At 71.3% G+C, this 25,765-nt stretch carries 27 protein-coding genes and 2 pseudogenes; 12 read left to right on the top strand and 17 right to left on the bottom strand.

Annotation, left to right across the window (positions count from 1 at the left end; all coding sequences use genetic code 11):
* Positions 1 to 126: 126 nt before the first annotated feature.
* The 8 genes and pseudogenes from F7R91_RS07645 to F7R91_RS07615 form a co-directional block, all read left to right on the top strand.
* Positions 127 to 2,532: pseudogene (locus tag F7R91_RS07645) on the top strand (heavy metal translocating P-type ATPase); the annotation flags it as partial.
* 193 nt (positions 2,533 to 2,725) lie between these two features.
* Positions 2,726 to 2,935, top strand: a complete 210-nt coding sequence (locus F7R91_RS44005; protein WP_225320576.1) for a YHS domain-containing protein — start codon at positions 2,726 to 2,728, stop codon at positions 2,933 to 2,935.
* 26 nt (positions 2,936 to 2,961) lie between these two features.
* Positions 2,962 to 4,992 carry an ATP-dependent zinc metalloprotease FtsH gene (gene ftsH / locus F7R91_RS07640; RefSeq protein WP_150945863.1) on the top strand — a complete coding sequence of 677 codons (2,031 nt, stop codon included), beginning with the start codon at positions 2,962 to 2,964 and terminating at the stop codon, positions 4,990 to 4,992.
* Positions 4,993 to 5,269: 277 nt separating this feature from the next.
* A complete protein-coding gene (locus F7R91_RS07635; protein WP_150945861.1) occupies positions 5,270 to 5,554 on the top strand; it encodes a DUF2933 domain-containing protein in 285 nt (94 codons plus the stop codon).
* Between the two features lie 57 nt (positions 5,555 to 5,611).
* Entirely contained in the window at positions 5,612 to 6,406 is a 795-nt protein-coding gene (locus F7R91_RS07630) for a PspA/IM30 family protein (protein WP_150945859.1), read from the top strand.
* Positions 6,407 to 6,408: 2 nt separating this feature from the next.
* Positions 6,409 to 6,681: a PspA-associated protein PspAA gene (pspAA, locus tag F7R91_RS07625; protein WP_408056011.1), complete on the top strand. Its 273-nt coding sequence runs from the start codon at positions 6,409 to 6,411 to the stop codon at positions 6,679 to 6,681.
* Positions 6,682 to 6,706: 25 nt separating this feature from the next.
* Positions 6,707 to 7,621, top strand: coding sequence for a zinc metalloprotease HtpX (gene htpX / locus F7R91_RS07620; RefSeq protein ID WP_150945855.1), 915 nt, complete (start codon positions 6,707 to 6,709; stop codon positions 7,619 to 7,621).
* A gap of 29 nt (positions 7,622 to 7,650) precedes the next feature.
* On the top strand, positions 7,651 to 7,881 hold the full coding sequence (locus F7R91_RS07615; protein WP_150945853.1) for a response regulator: 231 nt from the start codon (positions 7,651 to 7,653) through the stop codon (positions 7,879 to 7,881).
* Here F7R91_RS07615 and F7R91_RS07610 read toward each other — a convergent pair.
* From F7R91_RS07610 to F7R91_RS07575, 8 genes are all read right to left on the bottom strand, one after another.
* Entirely contained in the window at positions 7,847 to 8,953 is a 1,107-nt protein-coding gene (locus F7R91_RS07610) for a sensor histidine kinase (protein WP_150945851.1), read from the bottom strand. The two genes, F7R91_RS07615 and F7R91_RS07610, sit on opposite strands and share 35 nt — an antisense overlap.
* Positions 8,950 to 9,639, bottom strand: coding sequence for a response regulator (locus F7R91_RS07605; RefSeq protein ID WP_150945849.1), 690 nt, complete (start codon positions 9,637 to 9,639; stop codon positions 8,950 to 8,952). The genes F7R91_RS07610 and F7R91_RS07605 overlap by 4 nt, the downstream gene beginning before the upstream one ends.
* 102 nt (positions 9,640 to 9,741) lie before the next feature.
* Positions 9,742 to 10,314 (bottom strand): hypothetical protein, encoded by a 573-nt coding sequence (locus F7R91_RS07600; RefSeq protein WP_150945848.1) that lies wholly within the window; start codon positions 10,312 to 10,314, stop codon positions 9,742 to 9,744.
* A gap of 127 nt (positions 10,315 to 10,441) precedes the next feature.
* Complete coding sequence (locus F7R91_RS07595) at positions 10,442 to 11,920, bottom strand: ABC transporter permease (RefSeq protein ID WP_150945846.1); 1,479 nt, start codon at positions 11,918 to 11,920, stop codon at positions 10,442 to 10,444.
* A 7-nt stretch (positions 11,921 to 11,927) separates the two neighbouring features.
* Positions 11,928 to 12,674, bottom strand: coding sequence for an ABC transporter ATP-binding protein (locus tag F7R91_RS07590; RefSeq protein WP_150945844.1), 747 nt, complete (start codon positions 12,672 to 12,674; stop codon positions 11,928 to 11,930).
* A gap of 31 nt (positions 12,675 to 12,705) precedes the next feature.
* Positions 12,706 to 13,002 carry a hypothetical protein gene (locus tag F7R91_RS07585; protein WP_150945843.1) on the bottom strand — a complete coding sequence of 99 codons (297 nt, stop codon included), beginning with the start codon at positions 13,000 to 13,002 and terminating at the stop codon, positions 12,706 to 12,708.
* A gap of 5 nt (positions 13,003 to 13,007) precedes the next feature.
* Complete coding sequence (locus F7R91_RS07580; protein WP_150945841.1) at positions 13,008 to 13,697, bottom strand: methyltransferase family protein; 690 nt, start codon at positions 13,695 to 13,697, stop codon at positions 13,008 to 13,010.
* A gap of 84 nt (positions 13,698 to 13,781) precedes the next feature.
* Positions 13,782 to 14,054: a DUF2933 domain-containing protein gene (locus tag F7R91_RS07575; protein ID WP_150945839.1), complete on the bottom strand. Its 273-nt coding sequence runs from the start codon at positions 14,052 to 14,054 to the stop codon at positions 13,782 to 13,784.
* 704 nt (positions 14,055 to 14,758) lie between these two features.
* On the opposite strand from F7R91_RS07575, the gene F7R91_RS07570 reads away from it, so the two are divergent.
* Positions 14,759 to 15,085: a metal-sensitive transcriptional regulator gene (locus F7R91_RS07570; protein WP_150945837.1), complete on the top strand. Its 327-nt coding sequence runs from the start codon at positions 14,759 to 14,761 to the stop codon at positions 15,083 to 15,085.
* Between the two features lie 168 nt (positions 15,086 to 15,253).
* Here the strand turns inward: F7R91_RS07570 and F7R91_RS07565 are convergent, their stop codons facing one another.
* From F7R91_RS07565 to F7R91_RS07530, 8 genes are all read right to left on the bottom strand, one after another.
* On the bottom strand, positions 15,254 to 17,536 hold the full coding sequence (locus F7R91_RS07565; RefSeq protein ID WP_150945834.1) for a heavy metal translocating P-type ATPase: 2,283 nt from the start codon (positions 17,534 to 17,536) through the stop codon (positions 15,254 to 15,256).
* A gap of 113 nt (positions 17,537 to 17,649) precedes the next feature.
* A complete protein-coding gene (locus F7R91_RS07560) occupies positions 17,650 to 17,943 on the bottom strand; it encodes a heavy-metal-associated domain-containing protein (protein ID WP_150945832.1) in 294 nt (97 codons plus the stop codon).
* A gap of 142 nt (positions 17,944 to 18,085) precedes the next feature.
* Positions 18,086 to 18,481, bottom strand: coding sequence for a cupredoxin domain-containing protein (locus F7R91_RS07555; protein WP_191971392.1), 396 nt, complete (start codon positions 18,479 to 18,481; stop codon positions 18,086 to 18,088).
* A gap of 239 nt (positions 18,482 to 18,720) precedes the next feature.
* Positions 18,721 to 19,608, bottom strand: a complete 888-nt coding sequence (locus tag F7R91_RS07550) for a DUF5134 domain-containing protein (protein ID WP_150946232.1) — start codon at positions 19,606 to 19,608, stop codon at positions 18,721 to 18,723.
* A gap of 154 nt (positions 19,609 to 19,762) precedes the next feature.
* Complete coding sequence (locus F7R91_RS07545; RefSeq protein WP_150945830.1) at positions 19,763 to 20,122, bottom strand: DMT family transporter; 360 nt, start codon at positions 20,120 to 20,122, stop codon at positions 19,763 to 19,765.
* Positions 20,123 to 20,341: 219 nt separating this feature from the next.
* Positions 20,342 to 21,211: a F510_1955 family glycosylhydrolase gene (locus F7R91_RS07540; RefSeq protein WP_150945828.1), complete on the bottom strand. Its 870-nt coding sequence runs from the start codon at positions 21,209 to 21,211 to the stop codon at positions 20,342 to 20,344.
* Positions 21,212 to 21,360: 149 nt separating this feature from the next.
* The gene (locus tag F7R91_RS07535; protein ID WP_150945826.1) at positions 21,361 to 22,272 is read right to left on the bottom strand and encodes a M56 family metallopeptidase; all 912 of its coding nucleotides are present in this window, start codon (positions 22,270 to 22,272) and stop codon (positions 21,361 to 21,363) included.
* The gene (locus F7R91_RS07530) at positions 22,269 to 22,643 is read right to left on the bottom strand and encodes a BlaI/MecI/CopY family transcriptional regulator (RefSeq protein ID WP_150945824.1); all 375 of its coding nucleotides are present in this window, start codon (positions 22,641 to 22,643) and stop codon (positions 22,269 to 22,271) included. The genes F7R91_RS07535 and F7R91_RS07530 overlap by 4 nt, the downstream gene beginning before the upstream one ends.
* Before the next feature lie 101 nt (positions 22,644 to 22,744).
* On the opposite strand from F7R91_RS07530, the pseudogene F7R91_RS07525 reads away from it, so the two are divergent.
* A pseudogene (locus F7R91_RS07525) lies at positions 22,745 to 22,924 on the top strand (phosphate ABC transporter ATP-binding protein); the annotation flags it as partial.
* A gap of 95 nt (positions 22,925 to 23,019) precedes the next feature.
* On the opposite strand, the gene F7R91_RS07520 reads toward F7R91_RS07525, so the two are convergent.
* Complete coding sequence (locus F7R91_RS07520) at positions 23,020 to 23,586, bottom strand: DoxX family protein (protein ID WP_150945822.1); 567 nt, start codon at positions 23,584 to 23,586, stop codon at positions 23,020 to 23,022.
* Between the two features lie 132 nt (positions 23,587 to 23,718).
* On the opposite strand from F7R91_RS07520, the gene F7R91_RS07515 reads away from it, so the two are divergent.
* Complete coding sequence (locus F7R91_RS07515; protein WP_150945821.1) at positions 23,719 to 24,045, top strand: nuclear transport factor 2-like protein; 327 nt, start codon at positions 23,719 to 23,721, stop codon at positions 24,043 to 24,045.
* Between the two features lie 412 nt (positions 24,046 to 24,457).
* Positions 24,458 to 25,753, top strand: coding sequence for a multidrug effflux MFS transporter (locus F7R91_RS07510; RefSeq protein WP_150945819.1), 1,296 nt, complete (start codon positions 24,458 to 24,460; stop codon positions 25,751 to 25,753).
* Positions 25,754 to 25,765 lie beyond the last annotated feature (12 nt).

The raw sequence follows: 25,765 nt of genomic DNA, 5'->3' as shown, positions 1-25,765 counted from the left end.
GTCTCACTAAGGGACTTAGCGGATGGGTCGGGTGGCCCTGCTCCGGGGACGGTGGGCCCCTACTGGGTGGGGGTACCCGGTGGAGAGAGTGGATCTCATACCGCCCACAGGGTGAAGGAGCCCGCCATGAACGTGGCCGACCTGGTCGTGATCACCGTCTCCGTCGTTGCCGTCGCCGCGATGGGCTGGTTCTTCTTCGGCCCGCGCCGGGCGCGGGCGGCGGAGCTCTCGCATGGGGTGCAGCGCGTCGAGGTGACCGTGCGCGGCGGCTACAGCCCCGACGTGATCCGGCTGCGGCAAGGGGTTCCGGCCGAGCTGGTCTTCGATCGGCAGGAGTCCGGGGAGTGCACGAACCGCGTCGTCTTCCCGGAGTTGCGGGTGAGCGCCGCGCTGCCGGCCCACGAGCGCACGACGGTGCGTCTGAACCCGGCCGAGGCGGGGTCGTTCGGCTTCGCGTGCGGGATGAACATGATCCACGGCACGGTGCTGGTCGAGCCCGGTGACGGGTCGGGCGGGAACGGCGCGGCCCCGCCCGGTGACGTGGGCCGGGTGCCGGACACCCACGTCCCGTCCGCGGGGCCGAGCGAGGGGGAGGCCGCGGCGGCGGAAGCGGCCGAGGCCGCCGAGCGGCAGGCGGAGATCCGGGATCTGAGCCGTCGCGTGGCCTTCGGCGCCGTACTGACCGCGCCGGTGCTGTTCGCCGTCATGGCCCATGAGCTGTTCGGCGCGGACTGGGTGCCCGGGTGGATGCTCAATCACTGGCTGCAACTGGCGCTGATCACTCCCGTGATGTTCTACACGGGCTGGCCGATCCACCGCACCGGCTGGCTGACGCTCGCCCACCGCGCGGCCGACATGAACTCGCTGATCACCCTGGGCACGGCAGCGGCCTACGGCTACAGCCTCCTCGTCACGTTCGCTCCCACCGCGCTCCCGGAGGACGTGCGCGAGGTGTACTTCGAAGCCGTCGGGGTGATCCTGACGCTGATCCTGCTCGGGCGGCTCCTGGAGGCGAAGGCCAAGGCCGGCACCGGTGAGGCCATCCGGGCTCTGCTGGGGCTGCAGGCGCGCACCGCCCGCGTCGTACGCGACGGGGCCGAGACCGAGATTCCCGTGGAGGACGTCCAGCTCGGCGACGAGGTCCTCGTCCGGCCCGGCGAGAAGGTGCCCGTGGACGCCGAGGTGATCTCCGGATCCTCCGCGGTGGACGAGTCCATGGTGACCGGCGAGCCGATGCCGGTCACCAAGCGGGCGGGTGACACGGTCATCGGCGCGACCGTCAACGGCACCGGATCCCTGCGGGTGCGCGCCGCCAAGGTCGGCGCGGACACCATGCTCGCCCAGATCATCCGCCTGGTGCGGCAGGCGCAGGCCTCCAAGGCGCCGATCCAGCGGCTCGCGGACGCCACCTCCGCCTACTTCGTGCCCGCCGTCATCGCCGTCGCGATCGGCACGTTCGCGCTGTGGTACACCGTCGGCCCGGCCCCGGCTCTCACCCTCGCCCTGGTCTCGGCGGTCTCGGTACTGATCATCGCCTGCCCCTGCGCGCTGGGCCTGGCCACCCCGATGTCCATCATGGTCGGCACCGGCAAGGGCGCCCGCGCAGGCATCCTCATCCGCTCGGCCGAGGCGCTGGAGACCGCCCACAAGCTGGACACCGTCGTGCTGGACAAGACCGGCACCATCACCGCCGGAGCGCCCGTCCTCACCGACATACGCCCCGCGGACGACATCGAACCGGACACCCTGCTCGCCCTGGTCGCCGGGGCCGAGCGGGACAGCGAGCACCCGCTGGCCGCCGCCATCGTCTCCGGGGCGCGAGAGGGCGGGTTGGACGTGCCGGTCGCATCCGGCTTCGACTCGGTGACCGGCAAGGGCGTGCAGGCCACCGTGGACGGGCACGCCGTTCTCGTCGGCGCGGCGCGGCTGCTCGCCGATGTCGGTATCGACACCGCGGCGCTCGAACCGGTCGCGGCCGAACTGTCCGCGCAGGGCAAGACCCCGGTGATGGCCGCCGTCGACGGCCGTCCCGCCGGGGTGCTGGCAGTCGCCGACACGGTCAAGGAGGACTCGGCCGCCGCGATCGCCGCTCTGCGGCAGATGGGCGTGCAGGTGGTCATGCTGACCGGCGACAACCGGCGTACCGCCGCCGCGATCGCCGCCGAGGTCGGCATCGAACGGGCGCTCGCCGAGGTCCTGCCCGAGCACAAGGCCGACGCCATACGCGGTCTGCAGGCCGAGGGACGCCGGGTGGGCATGGTCGGCGACGGCATCAACGACGCCCCCGCGCTGGCCGCCGCCGATGTGGGCCTGGCCATCGGCACGGGCACCGACGTGGCCATCGAGGCCGCCGACATCACTCTCATCTCCGGCTCGCTGTCCGGCGTGGTCACCGCGATCAAGCTGTCGCGGGCGACCATGCGCAACATCCGGCAGAATCTGTTCTTCGCGCTGGTCTACAACGCGGTGGGCGTGCCCGTCGCCGCCGGTGCCCTCTACCCGTGGCTCGGCCTGCGGCTCAGCCCGATCCTCGCCGCCGCCGCGATGGCCCTGTCGTCCCTGTCGGTCGTCACCAACGCCAACCGGCTGCGCCGCTGGCGCTCCGCCGCGCTGCCCAGCACCACCGCCGCCGCGGTCCAGCCTCGTGTGGAGGTCCCGGAAGAGCGCGGCACGGGCACACGACCGTACCGCCCGACCCGACACGACAACGGAGACGGAGACGGAGATGAGCATCTTCAAGCGTCACGGTCACCACACGGGGGCGGACGAAGGCTCGGCCCAGACCGTCAAGGACCCGGTCTGCGGCATGCAGATCAGCCCGGACGCCGCTGCCGAACACCGCGAAGCGGCAGGCCACACCTACTACTTCTGCTCCCCGCAGTGCGCCACCACCTTCGACGCCGACCCCGACCGCTACCTCGGCGCCGGCGCGTAGGAGCGCCCAGACCTACGGAGTCCGCCATGACCAAGCAGGCCGAACCGCCTCCCCCAGGGGACCGGCCGACGCCCACCGCGCCGCCGACCCCGCCCGCCTGGCGGCACTGGCTGTGGCCGCTGGCCATCCTGCTGGCCGTCGGTCTGTGGGTGGTGCTGCCGGGGCTGCGCGCCGACGAGCCGGTGAAGATGGACCTGACGTACTCGAAGTTCATCGACCAGGTCGACGACGGCAAGGTCAAGACCGTCACCATCAAGGCCAACGGTGAGGCGAACGGCACACTCACCAACGGGCACACCTTCACCACGGCCGTCCCGGTCCAGTTGGCCGGGGACCAACTGCTGGACCGGTTGGAGGACAAGAACGTGGCGGTGACGGCCAAGCCGCCGTCCACCTCTCCGTCCGCCGGCTCCCAGATAGTGTCCTGGATCCTGATCCTTGCCCCGTTCCTGCTCATCATCTGGTTCTGGCGCAGGATGTCGAAGGGCGCGGCCGGCATGCAGGGCATGCTGGGCGGGGTCGGCAAGTCCAAGGTCAAGGTCTTCGACGCGGAACGGCCCGAGACCACGTTCGTGGATGTCGCGGGCTACGAGGGCGCCAAGTCCGAGATCGCCGAGGTGGTCGACTTCCTGCGCAGGCCCGAACGCTACCGCCGCGCCGGGGCCATGGCGCCGCGCGGCGTGCTGATGGTCGGCCCGCCCGGCACCGGCAAGACCCTGCTGGCCCGCGCGGTCGCCGGCGAGGCGGAGGTGCCGTTCCTGTCGGTGGCGGGGTCGAGTTTCGTCGAGATGTACGTCGGTGTCGGCGCCGCCCGGGTGCGGGACCTGTTCGCCGAGGCCCGCAAGCGGGCGCCCGCCATCGTCTTCGTCGACGAGATCGACGCGCTCGGCGGACGCCGGGCCGCGGCCGGGCAGATCGTCTCCAACGATGAGCGGGAGCAGACCCTCAACCAACTCCTGTCCGAGATGGACGGCTTCGAGGCGGCCGAGGGCATCGTGGTGCTGGCCGCCACCAACCGGCCCGAGGTCCTCGACCCGGCGCTGCTGCGACCCGGGCGCTTCGACCGGCAGGTGACCATCCCGCTGCCCACCCTGGCCGAGCGGGCCGCGATCCTGGCCGTGCACTGCCAGGACAAGCAGCTGGGCAAGGACGTCGACCTGGAGAAGGTGGCACGCGGCACGCCCGGCTTCTCCGGCGCGGACCTGGCCAATCTGGCCAACGAGGCCGCCATCGTCGCCGTACGGGACGGCCGCGAGGTCCTGGTCGCGGACGACTTCGACGCGGCCCGGGACCGGATCCTGCTCGGCCGCCGCGAGGGCTCCAACGTGCTGCTGCCCGCGGAGAAGGAGGCCGTGGCCGTCCACGAGGCCGGGCACGCCCTGGTCGCCGCGCTGTCGCCGCACGCCGACCCGGTGGCCAAGGTGACCATCCTCCCCGCTGGACAGGCCCTCGGGGTCACCGAGCAACTTCCGCTGGTGGAGCGCCACTTGTACGGCGAGGACTACCTGAACCAGACCCTGTCGGTACGGCTCGGGGGCCGCGCGGCCGAACTCGTCGTCTTCGGCCAGGGCTCCACCGGAGCCGCCAACGACCTGGCCGGAGCCACCGAGTTGGCCACCAAGATGGTCCGTGAGTTCGGTCTGTCGCCCGCGCTCGGCCCGGTGGGCTATCCGCAGGGCGGCTCGGTGTTCCTGGGCAGCGGCGGTACGGCTATGTCCAGCCGCCCCTTCGCCGAGGCCACGCAGGCCACCATCGACGCGGAGATCGCCCGGCTGCTGCGCGAGGCCGAGCAGCGGGCCACCGACCTGCTCACCGAGCACCGCAGGCAACTGGATGAACTGGCCGGCCTCCTCCTCACGCAGGAGACCGTGGACGGCGCGATGGTGTACGACCTGCTGGGCACCGAGCCGCCGAGCGCGCACCCGACGGGGGAAACGATCGCACCGCGCCGCGTCTCCGTCGCCAAGGAGCCGGCCGCACGCCACACCCGTCACGCGCACACGGCGCCCGCTCCCGGCCCGGACCGGTCCGACATGCCTCCGAAGGCCGCGTCATGACCCGCGCCGACACCCACCGGCCGACACCCACCGGCCGACACCCACCAGGAGCGCCCGACGCAAATCGGCTGGCCCTGCCTGCCCCGCCTCACCCTCCACACCGCCCGTACCGGCGCCTCGGGGCCCGGATGAGCGATCCACGATCAGGGTGGGCCTGTCGGCCCACTTTTAAGACCCTTAGTACCCATGCGGGGTAGCCCTACGAGAGGGAGCCTGGAGTCCAGAGGCATGCGATCGCAAGAGACCTGAGAGACCTGAGAGACCTTGGGAGCCGGAGATGAAGACGAAACCGAAACCGCTCACGGTCATCGCGGTGGCGGTCGCCGCGGCTGCCGTGCTGCTCTGGCTCGGCGTGCCGCCGCTCACCCTCGTCCTCATCGCCCTCGTGGCGGCGTGCCCGCTGAGCATGGCGTTCATGCACGGAGGCCACGGCGGACAGGATGGTCAGGGTGGTCACGGCAGGGGACCGCACGAGCGGGAGCAGGACGGAACGAGCCCCCGCCATCAGCAGGACGACCACGGTGGGACCGACCTGACGAAGAAGGATCCGCAGCACCACTGAATCTCCCGCACGTTCGCGGCACGGGCGTGCGGGACCGCGACGAAGGGACCGGTTGGCATGACCAGCATCGCTCGCCGTATCGCGGACCTGTTCCGGATCAAGGCGAACAAGGCGCTCGACCGCGCCGAGGATCCGCGTGAGGTACTCGACTATTCCTACGCGAAGCAGCAGGAGCTGCTGCTTCGGGTGCGGCGCGGCGTGGCGGACGTCGCCACCAGCCGCAAACGTCTCGAACTGCAGATGAGCACGTTGGAGCAGTCGAGCGGCAAGCTTCAGGGGCAGGCTCAGCAGGCGCTCGCCGTCGGACGCGAGGACCTCGCCCGCGAAGCCCTGGGACGCCGGGCAGCAGTGGCCACGCAGCTCACCGACCTGCAAGGCCAGCACGCCGCGCTGCAGGCCCAGGAAGAGAAGCTCACCCTGGGTGCGCAACGCCTCGAAGCCAAGGTGGACGCCTTCCGAACCCGCAAGGAAACCCTCAAGGCCACCTATACCGCTGCCGAGGCAGAGACCCGGATCACCGAGGCCGTCACCGGCATCGGCGAGGAGATGGGCGACGTCGGCATGGCCATCCAGCGCGCCCAGGACAAGACCGAGGAGCTCCAGGCCCGTGCCGGCGCACTGGACGAGCTGATCGCCACCGGGGCACTGGAGGACGCCACTCTGCCGGCCGGCCGGGACGACATCCAGGCCGAGCTGGACAGGGCGTCCTCGGGAACGGACGTGGAGTTGGAGCTGGCCCGGATGAAGGGCGAACTCACTGCCGCTCCCAAATCGTCGCCCGCGCTGGAGAGCGGCGAGGCCACCGACGCCGACCGCAAGCCGGACAAGCCGGACAAGGGGGCACCGTCGTGATCATGCGGATTCTCGGCGAGGGCCAGTACGACATCGCCGACACCCATCTGGACAAGCTCAACGAACTGGACGCTGTCCTGCAGTCGGCCGCCGTGTCCGGCGACGAGCAGGCCTTCGCCAGCGGGCTGCGGGCACTGCTGGACGCCGTACGCGCCCTGGGCACCCCGCTCCCCGCCGACACACTCGCGCCCTCGGACCTGATCCTCCCCGACGAGGACACCAGCCTGCATGAGGTGCAGGCCCTGCTGGCCGACGAGGGCCTGATCCCAGGGTGACGAGGGGTGACGAGGGGAGATGACCATGCGCAGCCGCTTCGCTCCCGACCGGCAGCTGACCGCCCGCATGGGCCTGACGCTGTTCCTGCTCGGCCTGCTGTATGTGGTGTTCGTCGCCGTGCTGATCGTGCTGCTGAAGTCGTGGGTGCTGGTGGTGGTCATCGCCGCCGGGCTGCTGGCCGCCCAGTACTGGTTCTCCGACCGGATCGCACTGTTCGCGATGCACGGTCGCCTCGTCACCCCCGAGGAGCAGCCCGAACTGCACGGGGTCATCGACCGGCTGTGCGCCATCGCCGACATGCCCAAGCCCCAGGTGGCCGTATCCGGCATGGACCTGCCCAACGCGTTCGCCACCGGCCGTAACGCCGACCACGCGGTCGTGTGTGTGACCACTGGGCTGCTGCGCCGCCTGGAGCCCGAGGAGTTGGAAGGCGTCCTCGCCCACGAGCTGTCCCATGTCGCGCACCGCGACGTCGCCGTGATCACCATCGCCTCGTTCCTCGGTGTGATCGCCGGGCTCATGGTCCGCTTCGCCTTCTACTCCCAGCTGTTCGGCGGCGGCCGCGACCGGCGCGAGGACCAGAACACCGCCGCGCTGCTGTTCGCCGTCATGGCGGTCTCGGCCCTCGTCTACGCCCTCAGCTTCCTGCTGATTCGCGCCCTGTCCCGCTACCGGGAGCTGGCCGCCGACCGGGCCGCCGCCCTGCTCACCGGCCGGCCCTCGGCGCTGGCGTCGGCGCTGACCAAGGTCACCGGCGACATCGCTCGCATCCCCACCCGGGACCTGCGCACCGCGCAGGCGTTCAACGCCTTCTTCTTCACCCCGGCCCTCGGCCCGGGCTCGACCGTGGCGAACCTGTTCTCCACCCACCCCACCCTGGAGCGCCGGCTGGAGCAGCTGGGGAGGATCTCCGCGGAGCTGGGCCGCCCGGCCCCATGACGCCGAAGCGCACTTCAGGAGCATGGGACATGAACGACGCCCCGGCACCGACGGCCAGGCGGGCCCTGGTGGTCGATGACGAGGTGGAACTCGGCCGCCTGGTCGGGGACTACCTGTCCCGCGAGGGATTCGCCGTGGACGTCGTACGAACCGGCGCTGAGGCGCTGGATCTGGCCCGTGCGACGGCACCGGACGTTGTGGTGCTCCAAGCCACAGCCACAGCCGCTACGAACGGGGGTGCAGCGGCAGCGCGAGTGTGAAGCTCGCGCCGCGTCCTCGCCCCGGCGACGACGCCGTGACCTCTCCGCCGTGCCCACGTGCGATCCCCCGGGCGATCGTCAGGCCGACGCCCGAACCGGCGGACCGGCGGGACTGCCCGGGTGCACGGTAGAAGCGCTCGAAGACACGCTCGATGTCCTCTGCGGCCAGACCCACGCCGGTGTCGGTCACGGCGACCTCGCCACGGCCGCCGGAGCAGCGGGCGGTGAGCGTGACGGTGCCACCGGCGGGAGTGGCGAGCAGGGCGTTGCCCAGCAGGTTGGTCAGTACCTGGGCGATCCGGTCCGGATCGGCGCGTACGGGTACGACCGTGTCGGCGTCGACGACCAGGGTGAGGCGCGCGTCGTCGAATTGCGGTGCGAGTCGGGCGGCGGCGCGTCGGGCCAGTTCCGCCAGGTCGGCGTCGACGAGATGCAGGTCGAGGCGCTGTTCCTCGGCGCGGGACAGGCCGGACAGGTCGTCGGCGAGCCGGTGCAGTCGGCGCAGTTCCTCGCTGAGGGAGGCCAGGGTGTCCGGGCTCGCGGTGAACACACCGTCGATCAGACCCTCGACGTAGCCGTCGAGTGCGGTCAGTGGGGTCCGCATCTCATGGGCGACGTCGCCGAGCAGTCGGGTGCGCCGTGTCTCGGTCTCGGCCAGGGTGTGCCCGAGGGTGTTGACGTCGGTTGCCAGCGCGGCCAGTTCCGGTTCGGACGGAAGCGGGACGTCGACGTCGTATCGTCCGGCGGCGATCTGCCGGGTCGCGGTGCGCACGGCATTGAGCGGGCGCAGCAGGCGGCGGGTGGCGAGTGCCGCGAGGACTCCGGCGGCGGCGACACCGGCCAGGACGCCCACGAGCAGGGCGGTGTCGAGCGCGGTCCGGAAGGCGTCGTGCACCTGTGCCCCCGTCGCCGGGCCCGTGCCGGGCATGTGGCCGTTCCCGTTCATCATCCCCATGCGCTGGTCGAACAGGGCCGGGGCGAGCAGTCGTACCGTCAGGTAGGCCACGAGGGCGCCGACCACGGCCACGGCGGTATGGGAAACGAACAGCCGCAGGGGCAGGCGCGTCCTCATCGCGGCCGCCCCACGAACTTGTAGCCGACCCCGCGCACGGTGGCGATCAGATGCGGATCGCTCGCGTCGTCGCCCAGCCGTGCGCGCAGACTGCGGATGTGGACGTCGACGACGCGCTCGTCGCCGTAGAAGTCGTAACCCCATACGCGCTGCAGCAGTTGCGCGCGGGAGAAGACCCGGCCCGGCGCGTCGGCCAGCGCGGTGAGCAGGTCGAATTCGAGGCTCGACAGTGCCACCGGCTTCCCTTCCACCGTCACCTCGCGGCCGGCGGGCTCGATGGTCAAGCCGTCGAAGCGCAGCGGTGCGTCCTGGCCGGCCTGCGCTCCCCGGCCGCGGCGCAGCACCGCTTTCACCCGGGCCGTGACCTCACGCGGGCTGAACGGCTTGGTCACGTAGTCGTCCGCGCCCACTCCGAGTCCGACGAGCTTGTCGACCTCCTCCGCCCGCGCGGTCACCATGATCACGTAGGTGTCGCTGAAGCCGCGCAGCTGCCGGAGGACCTCGAGTCCGTCGATCCCCGGCAGCATCACATCCAGCAGCACCAGGTCGGGCGGCTCGCCACGGAGCGCGGCGAGCGCCGCCTCTCCGTCGGCGGCCTCCGCCACCTGGAATCCGTCCGCCTCCAGATAGCCCCGCAGGACTCTCCGGATGTGCGGCTCGTCGTCGACCACCAGCACCCGCGGCATGGGCTCTCACTCCTCGAACGACACCACGGCCAGGCAGCACCGTATGCGTGGCTGCCTGGCCGCGGCCAACGACTCGCCCCCGGACAGCGGGCCGGGCCGGCGTCACATGCCGCCCATCCCCATGCCCATCGAGCCCATCGAGCCCATCGAGCCGTGGCCCGCACCGGAACCATGGCCGGATCCATGGCGGGATCCAGGGCGGGATCCAGGGCCGGACCCATACGTGGTGTCCACCATGATGTCTATGCGGCTCTTGGCCCGCGCGAGAATCGTCTTCCTCTGCTCGGCCGTCAGCGAGGTGTCGTCGTCGAGCTCGCGTTCGACCGCCGCGACCATCGCGTCCTTGAGCCCGGACACCGACTTGCCCTGCGCCTTGGCGATGTCCGCGAGGGACTTGCCCTCGTACATCCGGTTCTGCAGACCGGTGCGGCTCAGGCCGAGGTAATTCGCGGCGGCGTCCATGGCCGCGTGGTCGCCGAACGCCCTGCCGTGCATGCCGTACGTACCACCGTCGTCGTCGCCGCACATATGGGTCGGTGCGGCGGACGTCGTGCTCGCGGCGGGCGAGTCAGCCGTGCCGGTCGCCGCCTGCGCGATGCCGACACCGCCGGCCAGCGCTCCGGCAACCCCGAGCGCCACCAGTCCCCGAGTCACGTCCTTACGGTTCAGCTTCATCGCTCTCGGCTCCCTGCTTCGTATCCCGACTTGCTCACCAGCATCGGAGCGCGGCATGAAGCAACCACCGGCGCTCGTATGAAGCGTCTGTGAAGGCCGGTCCGGCGGGTCCGGCAGGTCCGGGATCTCAGGCGGCGGTGGTGCGCACAGCGCGCCGGAACAGCAGCGCGGCTGCGAGCGTGAGACCGGCGAGCCAGACGAGGGCGATGAGCAGCGGGCCGGTCTCGTCGAAGGACGCGGTGAGCGCGGCGTCGTACAGGACCCGCGAGGCGCCGTAGCCGGGCAGGGCCGTTCCCAGGCCGGACACCTCGGTGTTGAGCATGGGGCTCTGCTCGATGCCGAGGTCGAGGAACGGCACCAGGAAGGCGATGAACACCCCGCCGACCCGTCCGACGAACGAGCCGATCAGCACCCCGACGAGGCCGTAGGTGAGGCCCATCAGGAGGTTGGCGAGGAAGTAGAGACCCCACTGGCGGGCGTCGAACAGGGCCGCCGTGACCGCCAGGGAGGCCGCGGTCGCGATCAGGGCGCCCAGGGCGACGACGGACAGCCGGGCGGTGAGCAGGCTGCGGGTGCGCAGCCCGGCCAGGACCAGGCGCTGGTCGCCGGAGCGCGCCTGAAGGACGGTGAACAGTCCGACGAGCGCGGCCAGCGAGGCGATGGCGACGGGGGCCATGAAGCCGGGATGGGCGTCGGGGAACCAGAACCGCACCACGACCTGGCGGCCGTTCTCGGGGAGCGGCATGGACTGGTATTCCTCCGGGGTGGTGACCGCGGCGAGCAGGATGAAGACGGTAGGCACGACGGCCAGCAGCACCCAGAGGACCCGGTTGCGGCCGGCTTCCCGCAGCCCCATGCGCAGGACGGTGGCGAGTTGGCCCGCCTGGTGGCGCGGTCGTGCGGCACGGCTGGTGGCGGCGACGACCGTCCAGCTGACGGCGAGCGCGGCGGCGGTCCATACGAGCGCCCAGCCGAGGTCGCCGACTCGGCCACCGTGGCGCGAGGGCAGGTCCATCATCCACAGCGTCGGGAAATGCGTCGGCAGCACGCGGGTCACGATCCGGTCGGCGGAGCCGAACGCCGGTCCGAGGAAGACGTCCAGGATCCAGACGAAGAAGACGAGGACGGTGCCGTTGACCGGCCCCGGGACGAGAGCGCCGATCAGCGCCCCGATGCCCAGGTAGATCACCGCGAACATCAGCGTCCCGGCCACGGTCCGGCCCGGTACGTCGATGCCGGTGCGGGCCGCCAGGGTCACCAGGGCCGCGGCGGTGGCGGTCACGGCGAGCGCGAGCCCGGTGACGAGCCGCGCGGCGACCAGCCGGACCGGAGCCAGTCCCGCCAGCACCAGACGGCGGTCGGTGGCGCGGGCGGAGCGCACCTGGAAGTACATGGCGATGGCCGAGATGAACGCGGCCGCCCACGCGGCGGTGACCGTCTCCACCTCCACCCCGCCCCGCCCGCCCAGCAGTTCGGCGGCGTCCGCGACCTTCCGCGCGGCCACCGCCACGAACACCACCGGCACGACGACCAGCATCGACACGGTGACCGGGTTGCGTGCCGTCTCGGTGAGATACCGGCGGACGAGCAGGCCGGTGGTGGTCATCACGGCGTCACCGCCTTGCCGTCCCCGGGCCGGGTACTCGGCCGGGTCCTCGGCCGGGTTCTTGGCCGGGTCCTTGGCTGGTCCTTCCGTCCCGCAGGTGCACGATGCGGTCGAAGCGCTCCTCGTCGGTGACGAAGTGACTGATGATCAGCACGGACCGGCCCGCCTGCCGCCGTTGCCCGACGAGTTCCCAGAACTTCAGGTAGGTGTCGAAGTCGAAGCCCGCGTACGGCTCGTCCAGCAGCAGCACGTCGGGATCGGCCAGCAGCGCAAGGCCGAGGTTGAGCTTGGACAGAGTGCCGCCGGACAGCTGGTCGGCGCGGGTGGCGGCGTGCCGCTCGAAGCCGAGGGACTCGTAGACCGCCCGGCGGGCGCGCCGCTCGGCCTCGGGGGCCATCCCGTAGGCGCGGCCGAAGAGTTCGAAGTGCTCGTCGCAGGTGAGGCGTTCGTAGACGATGGGCTCCTGGGGGCAGTAGCCGAGCAGGCCGTCGTACGACACGGTGCCGGCGTCCGGACGCAGCGCGCCCACCAGGATCTTCATCAGGGTGCTCTTGCCGGAGCCGTTCTCCCCGACCAGACCGACGACCTCACCGGGGGCCAGCGACAGATCCGCGCCCCGCAGCACCGTCAGGCTCCGCCGGGCGGGCCACATGCCGCGCCGGTAGGCCTTTTCGATACCGGTGGCGGTGAGGACGGGCCGCAGGTGCCGCGCCTGCGGTTCGTGGGCGGTCGACACGGGTGCGGTGGGGTTCATCGCTCCCTCCTCGGCTTCCCGGACGCGCCTGTCAGGCCGTGCCCGTTGACATGCGGGACGGGATGTCGCGCGACGCGTCGGCGAAGGCGAGCACCAGCGCGGCGGCGGTGTAGCCGACGCCCCACAGACCCCAGGCCGCGACGGGGGCGTCGATCGTCAGGAGCGCGGGCAGCGGCGCCGCACAGACGGCGACCAGGACGATCGCGGTACGGCCGACGGGATGCGCCGCGGCAGGGACGCCGCGGTGACGCAGGCGGGTGCGGCGGTATGCGTACAGTCCGACCACAAGCAGCTGCAGACCGATCAGGGACCAGACGAGGGCGATCATGTCCCTCACCTCCGTGCGGTGGTGTGTTGCTCGGGCCGCGACGGCGGGCCACTGCGTGGCGCGGGCGGACGGGTGTGCCACCTCGGCCAGAAGGCGGGAGTGCGGGCGGCGTAGGCCTCCCAGTCGGCGCCGAACCTCTCGGCGACCTCGCGTTCCTCGCTGCGGGCCAGCCGTGCGTAGATGTACACCAGGACCGGGAACATGATCAGGGTCGGGATGGTCGGCCACTGCAGCAGGAACCCGATCATGATGAGCAGGAAGCCGTCGTACTGCGGATGGCGCACGTGCGCGTACAGGCCCGTGGTCGCCAGCCGGTCGTGCTGGGCGGCGTCGTGCAGCACCCGCCAGGCGGCGGCGATCAGCCAGAAGCCGACGCCGATGGCGACGTAGCTGGCGAGGTGGAAGGGGCTCAGGTGCGGATCGCCCTGCCAGTTGGTCAGGTCGTTCCACAGGTGCCCGCCGGCGTGGGTGTCCTTCAGCAGCGGGAACTGGGAGCCGAGCCAGCTGCCGAGCAGGTAGATGGTCAGCGGGGTGCCGTACATCTCGGTGAACAGCGCGACCATGAAGGCGCTGTAGGCGCCCATCGCCCGCCAGTCCCGTTTGCTCTTCGGGTGGAAGAAGCTGGCGGCGAAGGCGATGAACAGCAGGGTGTTGAGCACCACCAGCGGCCACAGGCCGTATGCGGCGTCAGCCATCACGTCCTCCTCGGGGTGCGCTCACCGATGGCGAGGCTGCGCATCGCCGCACGGCGGCGGGAACGAGGGCCGCCCTGTTCCGCGCTAGGAGCGGCCATGGCCGTAGGGGTGCTGGTGATCGTTCTTGCGGAGCGGATCGCGGTCCTCGTCGGTGGACTCGTCCGTACGGTCGTGTCCGCCGCGCGTGGCTCCACCCTGTCCACCGTGCATGCCGCGCATCATGAACACCATCATCAGCGGGCAGGCGGCCAGGACGGCCAGGAGGACGATGGTCTCGACGGGAACGCCGACTGCCACCAGCCCGATGACCCCGATCGCCAGTGCGAGTGCGTACAGCGGGCGCTTGTCGTTCGTCATGACGTCGCCTCCTCGGCTTCGTCTTCGCATACCGGCACCCGGTATGGGTGGTCTACTTCGAGCGTGAGCCTGTTGTCCGTCTGCGGGCAGGGGCTGAGGGTGCCGCGGGTAGGGCCGGAGTTCCCCTGTCCGCAGGGCCGGACGGCCCTGGGGCACCTCACGTCACCCGCTGCCGGGCCCCCAGCGCGACGGATCGCCGATGGACGTACGCCTGGCCGGCCGCACGCCGCACCGTCCCGCGGGGCGACGACGCGCCGTGCGATGCCGACGACGATCGATGCCGGCAGCAGCGCTCCGATCAGCGTGGACATGGCTGCCTCCGTTCCCGTGCCGGGCCACCGGCGGGCTGCGCCCTCGTGCTCAGTGCTTTTGCCGGGGCGATGTGGACTCCACCGTGGCCCCGATGGGAGCGCGGATCCTATGGAACTAAGGTCCTTAGTAATGGACCGAACGGCCCCATCGCCGCGACCCGGGCCGGCGGTGGGTGGCCGGCTTGCCTCCGCCCGATGGGAGCGGGGCGGGATGCTCCTGCGAGGGACGTCGACTCGTGTCAGACGTGATGCCGCACACGGGGGCCTGTTGGCCTCGTGGACAGGACACCAGGCCCCTACGTGGTGGGGGTATCGGCGGTCAGGATGGAATCCGCATCTCGTACGCGCGGTTCGCGCGTTACGCGCGGAGAGACGGAGAGGAGGCGCACGGCGATGACCACAGTTCCCGGTCGTGGTCTCCGCCCGCGGGTGTCCGAACCGCCGGGCTACCACAGCCACAAGGACGATCACCTGTCCCGGCTGAACAAGATCGAGGGCCAGGTGCGCGGGGTGGCGCGCATGGTCGACGAGGACCGTTACTGCATCGACGTCCTCACCCAGATCGGCGCGGTCACCCGGGCGCTCCAGGAGGTCGCCCTGGGCCTGCTCGACGACCACTCCAGGAACTGCCTGCTGACCGCGGCCTGTTCGGACCCGGAGGAAGCCGACACGAGGCTCGACGAACTCGCCCTCGCCATGCGCCGGTTGACGCGGATGTGACCTCGGGGAGCAGCCCTGTCCGGCGACGGCCTCGCGTCCATGGCACGGCGCGCCGACGGCGCGTGGCGGGTCCGCTGACCGGCGGCGTGGGTGGTCGGCGACGGCCCCGCGCCGAGGCACCCGGCCGGAAGAGCCGGGCGCCTCGGACGACGGGTGTTGCCCGCACGCCTACGTGAAGGACCGCAGCCGCAGGCTGTTGGTCACCACGAACACCGACGAGAACGCCATCGCGGCGCCCGCGATCATCGGGTTGAGCATGCCGAGCGCGGCGAGGGGGATCGCGGCGACGTTGTAGCCGAAGGCCCAGAAGAGGTTGCTCTTGATGGTGGACAGGGTCCTGCGGGAGAGCCGGATGGCGTCGGCCGCCACCCGCAGGTCGCCGCGTACGAGGGTGAGGTCGCCGGCCTCGATCGCCGCGTCCGTGCCGGTGCCCATGGCCAGCCCCAGGTCGGCGGTGGCCAGTGCGGCCGCGTCGTTGACGCCGTCGCCGACCATCGCGACCGTACGGCCCTCGCTCTGCAGCCGCTTGACGACGTCGACCTTGTCCTCGGGCAGGACTTCGGCGATGACCTCGTCGATGCCGACGGCCTTGGCCACCGACTCGGCGACGAGTTGGTTGTCGCCGGTCAGCAGGACCGGCTTCAGGCCCAGCCCGCGCAGCTCGGCCACCGCCTCGGCGCTGGTCTCCTTGACGGCGTCGGCGACGGTGAGGACGCCGCGCGCCTCCCCGTCCCAGGCCACGGTGACCGCTGTACGGCCCTCCGCCTCCGCGCCGGCCTTGGCCTCGGCCAGCTCCGCGGGCAGCTCGATCGCCCAGTCCCGCAGGAGCTTCTCCCGGCCGACGAGTACGGCGTGCCCGTCGATGACGCCCTGGACACCGAGACCGGCGACGTTCTCGAAGTTCTCCGGCACCGGCAGGCTTCCGGTCCGGTCGACGGCCCCCGCGGCGACAGCCCGGGCGATGGGGTGCTCGGAGGCGTGCTCCAACGCGCCTGCCAGCCGTAGCAGTTCGTCCTTGTCGACGCCCTCGGCGACGTACACGTCCTGAAGGGTCATACGGCCGGTGGTGACCGTGCCGGTCTTGTCCAGGACGACCGTGTCGACGCGCCGCGTGGACTCCAGGACCTCGGGGCCCTTGATGAGGATGCCGAGCTGGGCGCCGCGACCCGTGCCGACCATCAGGGCGGTCGGCGTGGCCAGCCCCAGTGCGCACGGGCAGGCGATGATCAGTACGGCGATGGCGGCCGTGAACGCGGCCACGGTGTCGCCCGTGGCCCCGAGCCACACCCCGAACGTGGCGACCGCGATGACGATGACCGCCGGCACGAAGACCCCGGAGATCCGGTCGGCGAGGCGCTGCACCGCGGCCTTGCCGTTCTGTGCGTCCTCGACCAGCTTCGCCATCCGCGCGAGCTGGGTGTCGGCGCCGATCCGGGTGGCCTCGACCACCAGGCGGCCGCCGGCGTTCACGGTTGCGCCGGTCACGGCGTCGCCGACCGTCACGTCGACCGGCACGGACTCGCCGGTCAGCATGGAGGCGTCGACCGCCGACGCGCCCTCGACGACGGTCCCGTCGGTGGCGACCTTCTCCCCGGGGCGTACGACGAATCGGTCGCCGACGGTCAACTGGCTGACGGGGATGCGTACTTCCGTGCCGTTCCGCAGCACGGAGACGTCTCTGGCGCCGAGTTCCATGAGCGCGCGCAGTGCCGCGCCCGCCTTGCGCTTGGACCTCGCCTCCAGATAGCGCCCGGCGAGGATGAACGCGGTCACCCCGGCGGCGGCCTCCAGGTAGATGGAGGAGGAGCCGTCCCCCCGGGAGACGGTGAACTCGAAGCCGTGCCGCATCCCCGGCATCCCGGCGTGCCCGAAGAACAGAGCCCACACCGACCAGCCGAGCGCGGCCAGCGTCCCGATGGACACCAGGGTGTCCATGGTCGCGGCGCCGTGGCGGACGTTTGTCCAGGCGGCCCTGTGGAAGGGGAACGCGCCCCAGACCACGACCGGAGCGGCCAGGGTCAGCGACAGCCACTGCCAGTTGTCGAACTGCAGGGCCGGGATCATCGCCATCAGCACGACCGGCGCCGTGAGCGCCAGCGACACGTACAGACGTTGCCGCAGGATCAGCAGCTCGCCGTCCGCCGCCGGCGCGGTCTCGCCCGCGCTCTCCTCGGCAGCCGCGGATGGGGGCGGCGGCGGCTCCTCGGCGGTGTACCCGGTCTTCTCGACGGTGGCGATGAGGTCGGCGACCGTGATGCCGTCCGCGTAGGAGACCTTCGCCTTCCCGGTGGCGAAGTTGACGGTTGCCGCGACGCCGTCCATGCGGTTGAGCTTCTTCTCGACGCGGGCGGCGCACGAGGCGCAGGTCATGCCGCCGATGGAGAGTTCGACCTCGGAGAGGGGCGCGGGTGCTCTGCCGGGGACTGTCGTCTCTGGAACCGTGCTGGTCATGGGCGTCTCCAGGGGAAGCCGGGACGTACGGCGGCCGTATCAGCGGGGCGGTACGTCCCGGCGTGGGGAGGAATGAGGGGTATCCGGGGCCGTGGTGGGGCCCCGACTGGGCGTCAGGTGCGGCCGACGAGCTCGTAGCCCGCCTCGTCGACGGCGGCGCGGACGGCCTCCTCGTCGAGCGGGGCGGCGGAGGTGACGGTCACCTCTCCGGTCTTGGCGACGGCCTGGACCGCGGTGACGCCGTCCAGGGCGGAGATCTCCTGCGAGACAGCGCCCTCGCAGTGGCCGCAGGTCATGCCGGACACCTTGTAGACGGTGGTGACGCCGACGCCCTGGACGTCGACCGTCGAGCCGGAGCCGCAGGAACCGGAGCCGCAGCAGGAACCGGAGTTCGTCTCAGTGGTCATGGCTTCTTCCTCGGGGAGGGATGCATGGGTCATTTCCGGGAGGGGCGCCGCTTCCCTGCCTCTCCTGATGGATGACAACACCATACCCCCTAGGGGTATTCCCTCGACTGTGGTGCTGCTCACCACCGAGGTCTCCGGTGTCTCAACGGACGATCAGAGTGCCCGTCATGTTCGGGTGGAAGGTGCAGACGAAGGCGTACTCACCCGCTTCGGCCGGGGCGGTGAACGTCCCGGACTTCCCGCCGGGGATGTTCCCCGTGTCGAAGGTGTCGCCTTCCGTGGCCGTGACGGTGTGGGCGGCGGAGTCCTTGTTGACCACGGTGATCTTCTCGCCCGGCCGTACCTGGAGATCCGCCGGGCTGAAGGCGAAGTTCTCCATCGTGATGCTCTGCGTGCCCGCAGTGGCGGAGGAGGATGGGGCGGGGCTGGGAGAGGCGGGTTGGTCGTCCCCGTTGGAACAGGCGGTCGCGAGCAGAGCAGCGGCGGCTGCTCCGAGCGCCAGCGGGACGGCACGCCTGCGGAGTTGTGAAGGCGACATCGGACCGGTCCTTCCGACGGGCGCCCGCGGGCGGCCTGCCCTGGGGATCAGGAAGTCCGCATCCGCCCGGGCGCATGGAGTGCCTGCCTCCATTCTCTCCCTCCCGGGCTCCGCCTGCGAAGAAGGTTCGCAGACCGGGGCCGCTGTCGGGTCGACTCCGCCGTGATGCCCCACCCATCTCCGCGCTCTCTCGCCGCGGTGAGCGGTGCCGCCCTTTGCTCGTCAGTAGTGCCCGGCTCTCACGCGGCCATCATCAGCAGCATGGCCGACATGGTCCCGCCCATGCAGACATGGGTCGCCAGCGCCGCGTCCGGCGCGGCCCCGAGCCTGCGGCGCCGGCCGTGGCCCGACCGTTGCGTCACCCGGTTCTTGCCCCACACGGAGATCGTCAGCGACGCCAGGAAGACGAACACCGTGTCCGGCATGGCGAGCAGCCAGCGCCCCGGGCGCCGTGAGCGGGCGCCACGGCCGGGCCTGCCGGCGCCGCGGACCCGTACCCACACTGCGGCGCCCATCGACAGCAGGAAGTACACGGCGAGCGCCGCGATCACCCACCGCCACACAGAACCTGACCCCGCCGAGGAGCCGGCTTCGGTCGCGGCCTGCGTCATGCCCGCCATGCCCTTCCCGTGCAGGGACTCCATCCCCTCCATGGAATCCATGCCCGCCATGTGATGCGTGCCCGTCGTGCCCGCCGCGTGCTCCATGCCCGCCGTGTGCTCCATGCCCGGCATGTGCGCCATGGAATGGCCGCCGCCGAGCGCGAGCACGGGTCCGGACGACGTGCTCGTCATGGCGAGCGTCATGATCACCATGCCGAAGCTGCCGACGATGATGTGCACCCAGTGACGGCCCTGCCGCCACCCGCCCTCGCGCGCGTGCCTGACCGCCATCGCCACGCCCCCGGACCCGAGGAGACCGAACGCCACCGACCACCACATGCCGTAGCCCGCGTACCAGCCGACCGTCGCGGGCAGCGCCATGGCGGCCATGCACAGGCCCATCAGCAGGTCACCGCCCGCCGCGAACCGGGTCTCACCCCTGGAGGTCGCCAACCGGACCGCGCTGACGGCGGCCACCAGGGCGGCGACCAGTGCAATGGCCCAACTGAGCGCCAGAGTTCCCATCTTCACCTTCCCGATCGTCCGTGCACGGTCGGCCGCACAGCCGTCGCCGCCGCGGCACACGAGCACCACGGGGCCTCGCGCAGGCATTGACTGCTATCGCCCTTAGTACGTTGCGGGAGCTGAAGGCGTTCAGGTGGACAATCCGCCAGGGCCTTTACCCGAGCTGCGGTGGGCGGGTCCCGTGCTCACCGGCGGAACCGGAGAGCTGCAGGCCGATGGCCCCCACGATCACCAGGATGATCGAGACGATCTTGAGCGGGGACACCAGGTCGCCGAGGAAGGCCATGCCGTAGATCGCCGTGCCGGACGCGCCGATGCCGGTCCACACCGCATACGCAGGGCCGACCTCCAGCTTCTTCAGCGACAGTGTGAGCAGACCGAAGCTGGCCAGTGCGAAAACGCAGAACCCGATGGTCGGCCACAGCCGCGTGAAGCCCTGGGACAGCTTGAGGGCCACCGCGAAGCCGGTCTCGAACAGTCCGGCAACCGTGACGAGCAGCCATGCCTTGGCCATGGGGGTATGCCTCCGCACCTCGGGTCGGCAGATCGGTGACCTGCCTTGCTGGGTGGTTCGTCCTCTTGGTGCGAGTGTGCATCAGCTGGGGATGAGGACCAAGACACCACCGAGGGCGGCCCGGCGGCCGGTGCGACGGCCCGCTGGCCTCGGTCAACGGACCGTTGTGTAAAGGGCGTTCGCGTATCCGAGCCGACGGTTCGAGCCCCGCTGGACGACTCAGGACGCAAGCGGCGCGAGCTCGGTGAAGGTCCTGCCGCCGTCGCGCGACTCGTACACGCCCGTCATCGTCGCGGCGAGGATGTGGTCGGCGTTGACGGCGGTCAGCGCCTGGGGCTGTCCGCCCGGCACGGTCGTGGGCTCTTTCCACGTCTTGCCACCGTCCGCGCTGCTGCTCAGCTTCCCCGACGGGTCGATGCCGAAGAGGGCACTCTCCGAAGGCCAGGACACCAGCGCCTGGACCTGCCCGGAGCCCCTGCCGAAGGTGCGGCCGCCGTCGGTGCTGGTCACGACGCCCTCGGCGGTGGTGGCCAGCAATGTGTCGCCCGTGGGGCTCACGGCGATGTCGAGGGCCTCCAGAGTCGCCCGGTCGTCCCAGTTCTGCAGGTCCTCGCTGACCCGGATCCGGCCGCCCTCGTATCCGTAGAGGGTGCCCTTGGCCGAGTCCAGGGAGTGGAAGTCGGCCTCACCCGACAAGGACCGGGACGTCCACGTCCGGCCCGCGTCCTTGGACTCGATCAGGCCGACGTTGCCCGGACGGTCGCTGCCCGGGGCACCGTGTCCGCCGGCGACGAAGGTGTTCTCGCCGGTCACGGCGAAGCCCATGAAGTCGTCCCTGCTGTCGCCGACGAGCTTCGGCTTCTCGCCCTCGGCGACCGTGTACAGGCCGTCGTGGGTGGCGACGTACACGCGATGGTCCGCCGGGTTGACGCCCAGCCCGTGCACATGGGAGAGCGCCTCCGGTGCTCCCGGCGCCTCGGACGGGTCATCGGTGCCGGACGGCCCACCTGAGCAGGCCGTCAGGATCAGGGAGGCGATCGAGGCGCCCGCGAGGGCGAGCAGAGTACGGGCGGTCGGGCGTGGCGTCACGGAACTTCCAGATGTTGTTGCTCAGGGCCTGCCGAGAGTAGCTGTTCGAGCACGGCTGGGGAACTTAGTAGCTTAGTATTACGGATCGGAAGCCAGTCCGGGGCACACAGGCCCCAGCCGGAACACTCAACCGGCCTCGGCCGGAGCCGTCAGCCCAGGCCGGGCGGGCAGGCGACCAGCAGCGGCAGCAGCGGGACCGCCGCGGCCGCGGCGGCGACCGCGCCCCGCAGAGCGAGGTGCGGCGCCTTGCGCGGGCCGAGGACCCGCTTCAAGCGGATCAGCACGCTCTGGCCACCTGCCGCCAGCGCGCCCTTCGGGGTGCGGGCCGCGGCCATCTCGTACAGCGCGGTGGCCAGCGCCTCGTGGGAGTGGCTGCGCAGCGCGCGGTCGTCGGCGATCATCTCCAGCAGCAGCGCCGTCTGCTCGCGGGCGTGGCGGGTCAGGGGAACCCACCGGAAGACCGCGTGGAAGGCCTCGGCGGCGGCCAGGATCAGGTGGTGGCGGCCCGCGATATGGGCCTGCTCGTGTTCCAGTACGGAGCCGAGTTGCTCGGGCGTCAGCCGGCGGACGGCCGCGTCGCTGATCACGATCCGGGGGCCACGTCCCGGCAGGCAGTAGGCGGCGGGGGTGCCGTACGGCAGGACGGTGGCGCGCAGCCGGGCGGAGCGGCGGCCCACCAGGTCGACGGCTTCCCGGTGCTTGCTCCGCGCCCGGCGGGCTCGTACGACGTGGAAGGCGAAGCTTGCGACCAGGGCGACCCCGATGGCGGCGGGGATGCCGACGGCCAGACGGTCCGCGGTGCCGGGGTCGGGCTGTCCCGCGCCCACGTCCACTCCACAGGTGTGCAGCAGGCCCACCAGGCCCGCGTGCAGGTGCTCGGCCGGCAGGGCCAGGCTGTACGCGGTGAGCGCGGCAGCGATCGAGAACGAGACCGTCAGGGCGTGCCACACGGCCGCCGCCAGGGCCGGGGCCCGGTGCGGCCAGGCGGCGCGCAGCAGCAGGTGAGGGGCGGCGAAGCCCACGGCCGCCGTGTAGCCGACCAGAGCGGGCGCCGCGTTCACTGTTCCGCCTTCGCCTGCCGGTTCACGTTCCGCAGGGCCTTGCGCAGGGCGGCGCGCTCTTCCTCGTCCATGTTCTCGACGAAGGCGATCAGCGCTGCCGGGCGGTCCTTGCTCGCTCCCAAGCCGTCCTCCATGAGTGCGGCGGCGTACGCCTCGCGGCTGCGAACCGGCGTGTACAGCCAGGCCCGGCCGTGCTTGCCGCGCAGCAGCCAGCCCTTGGTGTAGAGGATGTTGGTGACCGTCATCACCGTGGTGTACGCGACGGGGCGGATCGTGTTGATGTCATCGACTATCTCGCGCACGGTCGCCGGACGGTTCCACGTCCAGAGGCGATCCATGATCTCCGCTTCGAGTTCCCCCAGCCGCCGCATCGCCTGACTTCCCTTCGCCAACGAATACGCAAGGCCATAGTAGTCGAGCGGTCAGGGCAGGTTTTCGGCCCAGGGCAGTACCGACCTGGGCCCACGAGGTGACGATCGTGATCGTCACCCACAACATGCAGCAGGCCGCCCGTATCTCCGACCAGTGCGCCTTCTTCCTCGCCGAACAGGGCGCTCCCGGCGCCATCGTGGAACACGGCCCGACGTCCACGATGTTCTCCACCCCGTCGGACCCCCGCACGGCGGACTACGTGGAGGGCCGCTTCGGCTGAACCGCCCGCGGCAGCCGGCTGCGCACCGCCCTCGACCCGCCGCTCCCAAACATGCCGGCCCGGCTCCGGGACACCGTGCCCGTGCCGGGCAGGTCCTACTCGCTGTACAGCTCTTCCTCTCCCTCGAACAGCACCCCCTGCTCGCCCTCCTTCGGCTTGCGTACCCGGCGGTTGCGTGCACCCACGACCAGTGCCGTCACCAGGCCCGTCGCCGCGAACGCCGTCGGGATCATCCAGCCGCGGTTCGCCGCATGGCCGAGTGCGTGGTCGAGGGAGAGGCGGCCGGGGCCCGTCACGGCGAGGCCCGCTGCCGTCAGGCCCAGGGTCGCCGCGTACTCGTAGCCGCCCTCCGCGTTGAAGAAGCCGTTCGGCGTGTGGACCGCCGACGCGCCCGCCATGGCACCGGCCGCCGCCGCGCCCGCGGCCGGGGTGGCCAGGCCCAGCGCCAGCAGTGTGCCGCCGCCGGCCTCGGCCAGCCCCGCCGTCCGTGCGCTCGCCTTTCCGGGCTCGTAGCCGACGGACTCCATGAACTGGCCGGTTCCCTCGATGCCGTGTCCGCCGAACCAGCCGAACAGCTTCTGTGTGCCGTGCGCCGCCAGTACTCCGCCGACGCCCATCCGGAGCAGCAGCAGGCCCAGATCACGTCGCTCGAATCCCTTCACGATGACTCCTGGAACAGACAGCAGGAACAAGCCCCTTCCGCGTTTCCACCGTCGCACTTCCCACACCCGGCGGGCTCGTCCGGGCCGCCGTTCGGGTGGCGGGTCCACAGGGGCGGTGTGAGTCTGGCTGGCATGACGATTCAGACCGCCAGACTCAGCGACCCGTCCGTCCGGGCCTTCGTCTCCGCCGTCAACGCCCATGACCGGGACGGCTTCCTCAAGCTCCTCACGGACGACGCGACCATGTCGGACGACGGCTCGGAGCGTGACCTCGCCGACTGGATCGACCGGGAGATCTTCTCCTCCCACGGTCACATGGAGGTCGACAACGAATCGCAGCGCGGCCGCGCCCTCCTCGCCCGCTACAGCAACGACACCTGGGGCGAGATGCGCACCAAGTGGCGGTTCACGGTCGAGGACGACGGCAGGATCTCACGCTTCGAGACCGGCCAGGCCTGAGCGCAGGTCTGAACACCCGCGACGGACGTCACACGGCAGCCGTTCCACGCACCGGTGTGCACCCTCGCGGTCCCACGCGAGGTCCACCCCCACCCGGTGCCGTGGAACGGCTGCCGCCTCCCCCCTCGATGTGGTCTGCGGAAGCTTCGTGCTCCAAGTGTGAAGCTCTGATGGAGGAGATGAAGAGCATAAGCCCGCTACCGGCTTATATGACGCGGAATGTGTGATTCCGGTTGTGCAGGTTGAGGAGTTGACGGTTTTCGGATCCATGGGGCCGCAGCGTCGCCGAGAAGACCGGGCTGATCAGGCAGGCATCAGCTCCGAGGGCTGGCGGACGCCCTCGCTCACCTGACCCCCGGCATCTTGTGCGAGCTGAGAGCATAGGTGGCGGAGCACTCGGAGAGGGGGGCGCATGCAGGAGCCCGGGGGGTCGACACCGGACCTCGAACAGGCGGCCGTGGCGGATGGACGGCCGCCTCTCCGTGCGGCCCGGCGCACCGGTTTCCTCGTCATGCTCGTCCTCGGCGGGCTCACCGCCACCCCGCCGCTGGCCATGGACATGTACCTCCCCGCGCTCCCGGAGGTCACCAGGTCCCTGCACGCACCCGCCGCGACCGTCCAGCTCACCCTGACCGCCTGCCTGGCCGGCATGGCGCTGGGACAGCTCGTGGTCGGCCCGATGAGCGACAGATGGGGCCGCAGACGCCCGCTGCTCGCGGGCCTCGCCGTGTACGTCGTCGCCACCGTCCTGTGCGCCCTCGCGCCCACCGTCGAGTCGCTGGTCGCGTTCCGGCTGGCGCAGGGCCTCGCGGGCGCCGCCGGGATAGTGATCGCGCGGGCCGTCGTCCGCGATCTGTACGAGGGCATGGCCATGGCCCGCTTCTTCTCCAGCCTCATGCTGATCTCCGGGACCGCCCCGATCGTCGCACCGCTCATCGGCGGCCAGATCCTGCGGGTGACGGACTGGCGGGGCGTGTTCGTCGTACTGGCCGGCGTGGGGGTGCTGCTGGCCGGTCTCGTCTGGGCGAGGCTCCCCGAGACGCTCGAACCCGCCGAACGCCACGCGGGCGGGGTCGGCGAGGCCCTGCGCTCCATGCGCCGTCTGCTCACCGACCTGCCCTTCACCGGCTACATGCTCGCGGGCGGCTTCGCCTTCGCCGCGCTGTTCGCCTACATCTCGGCCTCGCCGTTCGTGATCCAGGAGATCTACGGCGCCTCCCCGCAGACCTTCAGCCTGCTGTTCGGCCTCAACTCGGTCGGACTCGTGGTCGTCGGCCAGATCAACGGCAAGGTACTGGTCGGCCGGGTCAGCCTGGACCGGGTCCTGGCCACGGGCCTCTCGGTGGTCATCGCCGCCGCGACCGTCCTGCTGCTGATGTCGGCCGGCCTCTTCGGCGAGGTCGGCCTCGCCCCCGTCGCCGCGGCGCTGTTCGTGCTGATGTCCGCGATGGGCGTCACCCTGCCCAACACCCAGGCCCTCGCCCTCATGCGCACCCAGCACTCCGCGGGCTCCGCGTCCGCGCTGCTCGGGACGTCCTCCTTCCTCATCGGCGCGATCGCCTCCCCGCTGGTCGGGATCGCGGGCGAGCACACCGCGGTCCCGATGGCCGTCGTCCAGCTGGCCGCCGCACTGGTGGCGCTGGGCTGCTTCCTGGGTATGTGCCGTCCATGGAACGGGCGTGCGAGTGCGGAAGGGGCGGAGAACTGAGCGCACCGCGAC

Source organism: Streptomyces luteolifulvus (genome assembly GCF_008806595.1).
GTDB classification, from domain to species: domain Bacteria; phylum Actinomycetota; class Actinomycetes; order Streptomycetales; family Streptomycetaceae; genus Streptomyces; species Streptomyces luteolifulvus.
This window is presented reverse-complemented; position numbering and strand designations above follow the sequence as displayed.

What these genes read in the sequence shown, in the direction of transcription:
- F7R91_RS44005 (WP_225320576.1), top strand. Translation starts at nt 2,726, where the DNA reads ATGAGCATCTTCAAGCGTCACGGTCACCACACGGGGGCGGACGAAGGC.
- ftsH (WP_150945863.1), top strand. Translation starts at nt 2,962, where the DNA reads ATGACCAAGCAGGCCGAACCGCCTCCCCCAGGGGACCGGCCGACGCCC.
- F7R91_RS07635 (WP_150945861.1), top strand. Translation starts at nt 5,270, where the DNA reads ATGAAGACGAAACCGAAACCGCTCACGGTCATCGCGGTGGCGGTCGCC.
- F7R91_RS07630 (WP_150945859.1), top strand. Translation starts at nt 5,612, where the DNA reads ATGACCAGCATCGCTCGCCGTATCGCGGACCTGTTCCGGATCAAGGCG.
- pspAA (WP_408056011.1), top strand. Translation starts at nt 6,409, where the DNA reads ATGCGGATTCTCGGCGAGGGCCAGTACGACATCGCCGACACCCATCTG.
- htpX (WP_150945855.1), top strand. Translation starts at nt 6,707, where the DNA reads ATGCGCAGCCGCTTCGCTCCCGACCGGCAGCTGACCGCCCGCATGGGC.
- F7R91_RS07615 (WP_150945853.1), top strand. Translation starts at nt 7,651, where the DNA reads ATGAACGACGCCCCGGCACCGACGGCCAGGCGGGCCCTGGTGGTCGAT.
- F7R91_RS07610 (WP_150945851.1), bottom strand. Translation starts at nt 8,953, where the DNA reads ATGAGGACGCGCCTGCCCCTGCGGCTGTTCGTTTCCCATACCGCCGTG.
- F7R91_RS07605 (WP_150945849.1), bottom strand. Translation starts at nt 9,639, where the DNA reads ATGCCGCGGGTGCTGGTGGTCGACGACGAGCCGCACATCCGGAGAGTC.
- F7R91_RS07600 (WP_150945848.1), bottom strand. Translation starts at nt 10,314, where the DNA reads ATGAAGCTGAACCGTAAGGACGTGACTCGGGGACTGGTGGCGCTCGGG.
- F7R91_RS07595 (WP_150945846.1), bottom strand. Translation starts at nt 11,920, where the DNA reads ATGACCACCACCGGCCTGCTCGTCCGCCGGTATCTCACCGAGACGGCA.
- F7R91_RS07590 (WP_150945844.1), bottom strand. Translation starts at nt 12,674, where the DNA reads ATGAACCCCACCGCACCCGTGTCGACCGCCCACGAACCGCAGGCGCGG.
- F7R91_RS07585 (WP_150945843.1), bottom strand. Translation starts at nt 13,002, where the DNA reads ATGATCGCCCTCGTCTGGTCCCTGATCGGTCTGCAGCTGCTTGTGGTC.
- F7R91_RS07580 (WP_150945841.1), bottom strand. Translation starts at nt 13,697, where the DNA reads ATGGCTGACGCCGCATACGGCCTGTGGCCGCTGGTGGTGCTCAACACC.
- F7R91_RS07575 (WP_150945839.1), bottom strand. Translation starts at nt 14,054, where the DNA reads ATGACGAACGACAAGCGCCCGCTGTACGCACTCGCACTGGCGATCGGG.
- F7R91_RS07570 (WP_150945837.1), top strand. Translation starts at nt 14,759, where the DNA reads ATGACCACAGTTCCCGGTCGTGGTCTCCGCCCGCGGGTGTCCGAACCG.
- F7R91_RS07565 (WP_150945834.1), bottom strand. Translation starts at nt 17,536, where the DNA reads ATGACCAGCACGGTTCCAGAGACGACAGTCCCCGGCAGAGCACCCGCG.
- F7R91_RS07560 (WP_150945832.1), bottom strand. Translation starts at nt 17,943, where the DNA reads ATGACCACTGAGACGAACTCCGGTTCCTGCTGCGGCTCCGGTTCCTGC.
- F7R91_RS07555 (WP_191971392.1), bottom strand. Translation starts at nt 18,481, where the DNA reads ATGTCGCCTTCACAACTCCGCAGGCGTGCCGTCCCGCTGGCGCTCGGA.
- F7R91_RS07550 (WP_150946232.1), bottom strand. Translation starts at nt 19,608, where the DNA reads ATGGGAACTCTGGCGCTCAGTTGGGCCATTGCACTGGTCGCCGCCCTG.
- F7R91_RS07545 (WP_150945830.1), bottom strand. Translation starts at nt 20,122, where the DNA reads ATGGCCAAGGCATGGCTGCTCGTCACGGTTGCCGGACTGTTCGAGACC.
- F7R91_RS07530 (WP_150945824.1), bottom strand. Translation starts at nt 22,643, where the DNA reads ATGCGGCGGCTGGGGGAACTCGAAGCGGAGATCATGGATCGCCTCTGG.
- F7R91_RS07515 (WP_150945821.1), top strand. Translation starts at nt 23,719, where the DNA reads ATGACGATTCAGACCGCCAGACTCAGCGACCCGTCCGTCCGGGCCTTC.
- F7R91_RS07510 (WP_150945819.1), top strand. Translation starts at nt 24,458, where the DNA reads ATGCAGGAGCCCGGGGGGTCGACACCGGACCTCGAACAGGCGGCCGTG.